Here is a 7,303-nt window from a genome sequence, read left to right as displayed (position 1 = left end):
CTCAAGATGTTGGTGAAGGCGTAGTTTATAAAGATGATACCGTGACCGTGACTGCATTAAAGGTCCCTCATTCTCCTTTCCCTGACGGTGAGGCTTTTGCTTATCGCTTCGACACACAAGGCAAGCGAATTGTCTTCTCAGGAGATACCTCGTACTTTCCCCCACTGGCAACTTTCTCAGAAGGCGCTGATATACTTGTGCATGAGGCCGTACATGAGCCCTCCGTCGCTAAGCTGGCAGACAGTATTGGCAATGGTAAAACACTGGCAAAAGCCATTGCTTCTCACCATACGACTATTGAGGATGTAGGCAAAATTGCCAATGAAGCAAAAGTGAAAAAACTCATCCTTAGCCACCTGGTACCAATCACCGTTCCGGATGAAACATGGAAGCAAGAAGCACAGAAAACTATTCAGGCCCTATCGTCGTTGGTCATGAAAATATGACGATTACCATTCCATTCGCCCCATAAAAAATTCCGTCCCCGTTAGCCCTTGTTAGCGGGGAATATTATGATTTGCCTTACTGTAAGTTGATCACGATCGCAGTTTACTATTTAACTCCACCTTGCTGTCGAAAAGTACCAACGTTCGCCTGAAACGTCTCTTCCCGACAACCGCGTTCAACGCTTCAATTAAATAACAAAAACAGCACACAAAATTAACAATCGTATTCCGATTAATACTGTAGAGGTCGACATGAAACCAGAAGATTTCCGCGCCAGTACCCAACGTCCTTTCACCGGGGAAGAGTATCTGAAAAGCCTGCAGGATGGTCGCGAGATCTATATCTATGGCGAGCGAGTGAAAGACGTCACCACTCATCCGGCATTTCGTAATGCGGCAGCGTCTGTTGCCCAACTGTACGACGCGCTGCACAAACCGGAGATGCAGGACTCTCTGTGTTGGAACACCGACACCGGCAGCGGCGGCTATACCCATAAATTCTTCCGCGTGGCGAAAAGTGCCGACGACCTGCGCCAGCAACGCGACGCCATCGCTGAATGGTCACGCCTGAGCTATGGCTGGATGGGCCGTACCCCAGACTACAAAGCCGCTTTCGGTTGCGCACTGGGCGCGAATCCGGGCTTTTACGGTCAGTTCGAGCAGAACGCCCGTAACTGGTATACCCGTATTCAGGAAACTGGCCTCTACTTTAACCACGCGATTGTTAACCCACCGATCGTCATTTGCCGACCGATAAAGTGAAAGACGTTTACATCAAGCTGGAAAAAGAGACTGACGCCGGGATTATCGTCAGCGGTGCGAAAGTGGTTGCCACCAACTCGGCGCTGACTCACTACAACATGATTGGCTTCGGCTCGGCACAAGTGATGGGCGAAAACCCGGACTTCGCACTGATGTTCGTTGCGCCAATGGATGCCGATGGCGTGAAATTAATCTCCCGCGCCTCTTATGAGATGGTCGCGGGTGCTACCGGCTCGCCATACGACTACCCGCTCTCCAGCCGCTTCGATGAGAACGATGCGATTCTGGTGATGGATAACGTACTGATCCCATGGGAAAACGTGCTGATCTACCGCGATTTTGATCGCTGCCGTCGCTGGACGATGGAAGGCGGTTTCGCCCGTATGTATCCGCTGCAAGCCTGTGTGCGCCTGGCAGTGAAACTCGACTTCATTACGGCACTGCTGAAAAAATCACTCGAATGTACCGGCACCCTGGAGTTCCGTGGTGTGCAGGCCGATCTCGGTGAAGTGGTGGCGTGGCGCAACACCTTCTGGGCATTGAGTGACTCGATGTGTTCAGAAGCGACGCCGTGGGTCAACGGGGCTTATTTACCGGATCATGCCGCACTGCAAACCTATCGCGTACTGGCACCAATGGCCTACGCGAAGATCAAAAACATTATAGAACGCAACGTTACCAGTGGCCTGATCTACCTCCCTTCCAGTGCCCGTGACCTGAACAATCCGCAGATCGACCAGTATCTGGCGAAGTATGTGCGCGGTTCGAACGGTATGGATCACGTCCAGCGCATCAAGATCCTCAAACTGATGTGGGACGCCATTGGCAGCGAATTTGGTGGTCGTCACGAGCTGTATGAAATCAACTACTCCGGTAGCCAGGATGAGATTCGCCTGCAATGTCTGCGCCAGGCACAAAGCTCCGGCAATATGGACAAGATGATGGCGATGGTTGATCGCTGCCTGTCGGAATACGACCAGAACGGCTGGACTGTGCCGCACCTGCACAACAACGACGATATCAACATGCTGGATAAGCTGCTGAAATAACGCAGCAGGAGGTTAAGATGCAATTAGATGAACAACGCCTGCGCTTTCATGACGCGATGGCCAGCCTGTCGGCAGCGGTAAATATTATCACCACCGAGGGCGACGCCGGACAATGCGGGATTACGGCAACGGCTGTCTGCTCGGTCACGGATACACCACCGTCGCTGATGGTGTGCATTAACGCCAACAGTGCGATGAACCCGGTTTTTCAGGGCAACGGCAAGTTGTGCGTCAACGTCCTCAACCATGAGCAGGAACTGATGGCGCGCCACTTCGCGGGCATGACAGGCATGGCGATGGAAGAGCGTTTTAGCCTCTCATGCTGGCAAAAAGGTCCGCTGGCGCAGCCGGTGCTAAAAGGTTCGCTGGCCAGTCTTGAAGGAGAGATCCGCTATGTGCAGGCGATTGGCACACATCTGGTGTATCTGGTGGAGATTAAAAACATCATCCTCAGTGCAGAAGGTCACGGACTTATTTACTTTAAACGCCGTTTCCATCCGGTGATGCTGGAAATGGAAGCTGCGATTTAAGCTCCAGCCCCTTCACGCATTCGTCGAAGGGGCATTTTTATTGTGATCTCAATCACATATCTACCCGATGAATAATTCTTGCCCAACCGCTCACCGCCATTCCTGACCGCTTACATCCCTAAAATAACCACTCAGTTATTTACCTTACTTTACGCGCACGTATCTCTGGCAACATCACTGCAGGATAGCGGTCAATTTACCTCCTCAAACGCAACGCAAACCTAGAACGGCTTCGGCCTATGATTAACAAATTACTCTATGGATTTTGGTTTGCAGGAAGGCAGCAAGTGAGTGAATCCCCGGGAGCTTACAAAAGTAAGTGTCAGAGGTGAACGAACGCAGCTGCCGCACCTGTAAGCCAAAAGACGACGAGTAAAATGCCAGGTTTTACTATGGATACGAAAAAACTATTCAAGCACATACCCTGGGTGATTCTCGGAATCATCGGTGCATTCTGCCTCGCGGTAGTTGCATTACGTCGGGGGGAGCACGTCAGCGCCCTGTGGATCGTGGTCGCCTCTGTGTCGGTGTATCTGGTGGCGTATCGCTACTACAGTCTGTACATCGCCCAGAAGGTGATGAAACTCGACCCCACGCGCGCGACGCCTGCGGTTATTAACAACGACGGTCTGAACTACGTTCCGACCAACCGTTACGTGTTGTTTGGTCACCACTTCGCCGCTATCGCCGGTGCTGGTCCGCTGGTGGGACCGGTTCTCGCCGCGCAGATGGGCTACCTGCCTGGCACGCTGTGGCTGCTGGCGGGGGTAGTGCTGGCCGGTGCGGTACAGGACTTTATGGTGCTGTTTATCTCCTCTCGCCGTAACGGCGCATCTCTCGGTGAGATGATCAAAGAAGAGATGGGGCCAGTACCGGGGACTATCGCGCTGTTTGGCTGTTTCTTAATCATGATCATCATCCTCGCCGTTCTGGCGCTGATTGTGGTTAAAGCCCTGGCCGAAAGTCCGTGGGGTGTCTTCACCGTTTGCTCAACCGTACCGATTGCGCTGTTTATGGGTATCTACATGCGCTTTATCCGTCCGGGGCGTGTGGGTGAAGTCTCTGTTATTGGTATCGTGCTGCTGGTTGCCTCTATCTACTTCGGTGGCGTGATTGCTCACGATCCGTACTGGGGTCCGGCACTGACCTTTAAAGACACCACCATTACCTTCGCGCTGATTGGCTATGCGTTTGTTTCCGCACTGCTGCCGGTGTGGCTGATCCTCGCACCGCGCGACTATCTGGCAACCTTCCTGAAAATCGGCGTTATCGTCGGCCTGGCGCTGGGTATCGTGGTGCTGAACCCGGAACTGAAAATGCCTGCGATGACCCAGTACATTGACGGTACTGGCCCGCTGTGGAAAGGCTCTCTGTTCCCGTTCCTGTTCATCACCATCGCCTGTGGTGCGGTATCTGGCTTCCACGCGCTGATCTCTTCCGGTACGACGCCGAAACTGCTGGCTAACGAAACCGACGCGCGTTTCATTGGCTACGGCGCAATGCTGATGGAGTCCTTCGTGGCGATTATGGCGCTGGTTGCAGCGTCCATCATCGAACCGGGTCTTTACTTCGCGATGAACACCCCGCCTGCTGGCCTTGGCATCACCATGCCTAACCTGCATGAAATGGGTGGCGAGAACGCGCCGATCATCATGGCGCAGCTGAAAGACGTTACCGCACACGCGGCAGCGACCGTCAGCTCCTGGGGCTTCGTGATTTCGCCAGAGCAGATCCTGCAAACCGCGAAAAACATTGGTGAGCCTTCTGTCCTGAACCGTGCAGGTGGTGCGCCGACGCTGGCGGTAGGTATCGCTCACGTGTTCCACAAAGTGCTGCCGATGGCTGACATGGGCTTCTGGTATCACTTCGGTATTCTGTTCGAAGCCCTGTTCATCCTGACCGCGCTGGATGCGGGTACCCGTTCTGGCCGCTTTATGCTGCAAGACCTGCTGGGTAACTTCATCCCGTTCCTGAAAAAAACCGACTCTCTGGTTGCCGGTATCATCGGTACTGCGGGCTGTGTGGGTCTGTGGGGCTACCTGCTGTATCAGGGCGTGGTCGATCCGCTGGGCGGCGTTAAGAGCCTGTGGCCGCTGTTCGGTATCTCCAACCAGATGCTGGCAGCCGTAGCGCTGGTACTGGGCACCGTTGTGCTGATTAAGATGAAGCGCACCCAATACATCTGGGTAACTGTTGTTCCGGCTGTATGGCTGCTTATCTGCACCACCTGGGCGCTGGGTCTGAAACTGTTCAGCACCAACCCGCAGATGGAAGGCTTCTTCTACATGGCAAGCCAGTACAAAGAGAAGATTGCTAACGGTACTGACCTGACGGCGCAGCAGATTGCCAACATGAACCACATCGTTGTGAACAACTACACCAACGCAGGCCTGAGTATTCTGTTCCTGATTGTGGTGTACAGCATCATCTTCTACGGTTTCAAAACCTGGCTTGCGGTGCGTAACAGCGACAAACGTACTGACAAAGAAACACCGTACGTTCCAATCCCGGAAGGCGGCGTGAAGATCTCTTCGCACCACTAACCGTGTTTAGCCCCGCTTCGGCGGGGCTTTGTTCTTATCAGAGTGAACTATGTTTGGTAACTTAGGACAGGCAAAAAAATATCTCGGCCAGGCGGCGAAGATGTTGATTGGTATTCCAGACTACGACAACTACGTCGAGCATATGAAGACCAACCATCCCGACAAGCCGTACATGAGCTATGAAGAATTCTTCCGCGAACGCCAGAACGCGCGCTACGGCGGCGATGGTAAAGGCGGTATGCGCTGTTGTTAATGGAGAGAGCATGAACCCGATTGCAGTTACCCTACTCACCGGTTTTTTAGGCGCGGGCAAAACTACCCTGCTGCGCCATATTCTTAACGAACAACACGGCTACAAGATTGCCGTGATTGAAAACGAATTCGGCGAAGTCTCCGTTGATGATCAACTGATTGGCGACCGCGCCACGCAGATCAAAACGCTGACCAACGGCTGCATCTGCTGTTCGCGCTCCAACGAGCTGGAGGACGCACTACTCGACCTGCTGGATAATCTCGACAAGGGCAATATTCAGTTCGATCGTCTGGTGATTGAATGCACCGGCATGGCCGATCCCGGCCCGATTATTCAGACCTTTTTCTCCCATGAGATTTTATGCCAGCGCTACCTGCTGGACGGCGTGATTGCGCTGGTGGATGCGGTACATGCCGATGAGCAGATGAACCAGTTCACCATCGCCCAGTCCCAGGTGGGCTACGCCGACCGTATTCTGCTGACTAAAACCGACGTCGCAGGCGAAGCAGAGAAACTGCGTGAACGCCTGGCGCGCATCAACGCCCGCGCACCGGTCTACACCGTCACCCACGGCGACATCGACCTGGGCCTGCTGTTCAACACCAACGGTTTTATGCTGGAAGAGAACGTCGTCAGCACCAAACCGCGTTTCCACTTTATCGCGGATAAACAAAACGATATTTCGTCAATTGTGGTGGAACTGGATTACCCGGTAGATATCAGCGAAGTTTCCCGCGTGATGGAAAACCTGCTGCTGGAATCGGCGGATAAACTGCTGCGTTACAAAGGGATGCTGTGGATTGACGGCGAACCTAACCGCCTGCTGTTCCAGGGCGTCCAGCGCCTCTACAGCGCCGACTGGGACAGGCCGTGGGGCGATGAAAAACCGCATAGCACAATGGTGTTTATCGGGATTCAGTTGCCGGAGGAAGAGATTCGGGCGGCGTTTGCGGGATTGAGGAAGTAAGTTCGGGAAAGATCAACTTTTTGAGAGTTCCACCGCAACATTATTACGAGTGGAACTCTTTAGATATGTCAGACCAACCAAAGCTTCTTCAATTGCGTTTTCATTTTTTCATGTCTCATTTTCAGTTCAGCCAATCCCCATTCTGAAGAATTACAAACATCTTTTGTTAAATCAAAAGAGCTTTTACTATTAAGTTTCTCATAAATAGATTTCTTTTTGATAAAATCATAGTGTTGTGTTTCAGAATTTTTGGAACCACTTATGAGTGTTAAATTACCTATTTTATGCAGCCAGTAGACATGCTCTTGAGGTTGGAATCTATTAATCCAGTATTCATTAACTAATGCTTGAGGAAGAATATGCTCAATTGTGATTCTCCCCGTATAGGTTTTAATCACGCTCTCATCTTGTTGCTCCATATCTAAGCGAAGCAAAATTGCTTTTATTAAGTTCACTTGATTCGGACGAGGCTCATATAAATCTTCATCCAGAGCAGGTATAAAACCTGAATTATCTGCATGTTGGTTTATCTGATTTATCACAGAATCAAAAGGCATATCATTATTTATTGCTACCAGAGCTGAATAACAAACCATTTCTCTTTGGCTTTTAATTTGTTTTTTTAACCACCCATGCATATATACCTTCTCAAAGGCGGTAATAAATTGAGAAAAATCATCTAAATTAAAATCTTCTGTACGAGCCATTCGATTCATGAATGCCATAACCGGAGGAATCCACTCATCTACCCCT

5 protein-coding genes and 2 pseudogenes are annotated in these 7,303 nt (G+C 51.6%); 6 read left to right on the top strand and 1 reads right to left on the bottom strand.

Annotation, left to right across the window (positions count from 1 at the left end; translation table 11 throughout):
• The 6 genes and pseudogenes from ACUU1M_RS17640 to yjiA all read left to right on the top strand — a co-directional run.
• Positions 1-472: pseudogene (locus tag ACUU1M_RS17640) on the top strand (MBL fold metallo-hydrolase); the annotation flags it as partial.
• Positions 473-698: 226 nt separating this feature from the next.
• Positions 699-2,257 (top strand): annotated as a pseudogene (gene hpaB / locus ACUU1M_RS17635) (4-hydroxyphenylacetate 3-monooxygenase, oxygenase component).
• A 17-nt stretch (positions 2,258-2,274) separates the two neighbouring features.
• The gene (locus ACUU1M_RS17630; RefSeq protein ID WP_001175449.1) at positions 2,275-2,787 is read left to right on the top strand and encodes a 4-hydroxyphenylacetate 3-monooxygenase reductase subunit; all 513 of its coding nucleotides are present in this window, start codon (positions 2,275-2,277) and stop codon (positions 2,785-2,787) included.
• Positions 2,788-3,179: 392 nt separating this feature from the next.
• A complete protein-coding gene (btsT, locus tag ACUU1M_RS17625) occupies positions 3,180-5,330 on the top strand; it encodes a pyruvate/proton symporter BtsT (protein ID WP_005072437.1) in 2,151 nt (716 codons plus the stop codon).
• 49 nt (positions 5,331-5,379) lie between these two features.
• The gene (locus tag ACUU1M_RS17620; RefSeq protein ID WP_000467859.1) at positions 5,380-5,583 is read left to right on the top strand and encodes a YbdD/YjiX family protein; all 204 of its coding nucleotides are present in this window, start codon (positions 5,380-5,382) and stop codon (positions 5,581-5,583) included.
• A 10-nt stretch (positions 5,584-5,593) separates the two neighbouring features.
• The gene (gene yjiA / locus ACUU1M_RS17615; RefSeq protein ID WP_001297640.1) at positions 5,594-6,550 is read left to right on the top strand and encodes a GTPase; all 957 of its coding nucleotides are present in this window, start codon (positions 5,594-5,596) and stop codon (positions 6,548-6,550) included.
• 68 nt (positions 6,551-6,618) lie between these two features.
• On the opposite strand, the gene ACUU1M_RS17610 is transcribed toward yjiA, so the two are convergent.
• The coding region (locus tag ACUU1M_RS17610) for an HNH endonuclease family protein (protein ID WP_449144711.1) at positions 6,619-7,303 on the bottom strand (685 nt) is incomplete at its 5' end.

Source organism: Shigella sp. SIG6, from assembly GCF_053555815.1.
The sequence above is the reverse complement of the archived record's forward strand: the minus strand, read 5'-3'. Positions and strand labels throughout refer to the sequence as shown.

Excerpts from the sequence above, each read along its gene's own strand:
- btsT (WP_005072437.1), top strand. The coding sequence starts at position 3,180 with ATGGATACGAAAAAACTATTCAAGCACATACCCTGGGTGATTCTCGGA.
- ACUU1M_RS17620 (WP_000467859.1), top strand. The coding sequence starts at position 5,380 with ATGTTTGGTAACTTAGGACAGGCAAAAAAATATCTCGGCCAGGCGGCG.
- yjiA (WP_001297640.1), top strand. The coding sequence starts at position 5,594 with ATGAACCCGATTGCAGTTACCCTACTCACCGGTTTTTTAGGCGCGGGC.
- ACUU1M_RS17630 (WP_001175449.1), top strand. The coding sequence starts at position 2,275 with ATGCAATTAGATGAACAACGCCTGCGCTTTCATGACGCGATGGCCAGC.